1 protein-coding gene is annotated in these 927 nt (G+C 56.0%); it reads left to right on the top strand.

The window, feature by feature from the left end:
* Positions 1-927, top strand: a 927-nt coding sequence (locus AC1D0Z_RS22955; protein ID WP_477660435.1) for a hypothetical protein, incomplete at both ends; no start/stop codon positions are given.

The raw sequence follows: 927 nt of genomic DNA, 5'->3' as shown, positions 1-927 counted from the left end.
GTCCCCCGGCCATCGCGCGAGCAAGTTTGGCCGACGCGTGGCGGCGCTCTCGTTTGGTTTGATCGATCTCGACGCTGAGATATTCGAATGCGCGGCGGCATTGGATGCCAACTTGAGCATCGGATTTTTGAGCGGTTACCTCGAGATAGTCCGCAGTCACGACCTAGCGCGTTGGGAAGCCCGTGCGCTCAGCCTTTTGGCGGATGCCGCTCCTAAGCGCTGGCAGACTGACTCTGTCGTTTTTTCCGGGTATTCGACCGCAGTCGTTGCTAGGCTATTGGACCTGCTGGATGCGAATGCCATCCACCCGTCGCGTTTTCATACAGCTGGATGGCATTTGGGTGACGAACAGTTGTCGGATTCGGAGGTTGTGACGATCTGCGAGCGTTTAAATGCAAGCGGCGATGCCGAGGCTGCGCGCTCGGCTGTCCAAATCGCCTCTTACCGATTTGCCCGAAAGGGAGGGGAGGGGCCTGAAAGCTTGCTGTGGTCTCTGTTGATGAATCCAAGCGTTTTCGAACGCCATCACGACAACATGACTTCGCACTATTGGAAGACGCTCGCCAAAAACTTTCGAAAGCGTTTCCCAGAGCGCGACCTCCAGTTGCTCGAAGGCGTTTTTGAGAGCCACTGCAAATCGGGAGGACCAGATTCCTTCTCCGGCGTGTTTGAAGTGATCGTGGAGATTTGCAAGTCGCACCCAAATGAAGGTTGGCCCGTCGTGGCCAACGCTTTGGAGAATAGCGAAGTGAGTTGGACGATCTCCTACTGGCTGGGAGAGACCATGCGACTCAACTCGGAAACTCCCGAGGGTGGCAAAGCTCCGACACCAATCGATTGCTTCGAACCACGTCAAGTCCTCGATTGGATCGCCGAGAAGCCGTCGAGAGCGGACTTGATCATGCAATCGTTGCCGAAAACGCTTGA

This window comes from Polaromonas sp. P1_E3 (assembly GCF_056405935.1).
Note: the sequence above shows the minus strand (reverse complement) of the source record. Positions and strands in the feature narration are given on the sequence as shown.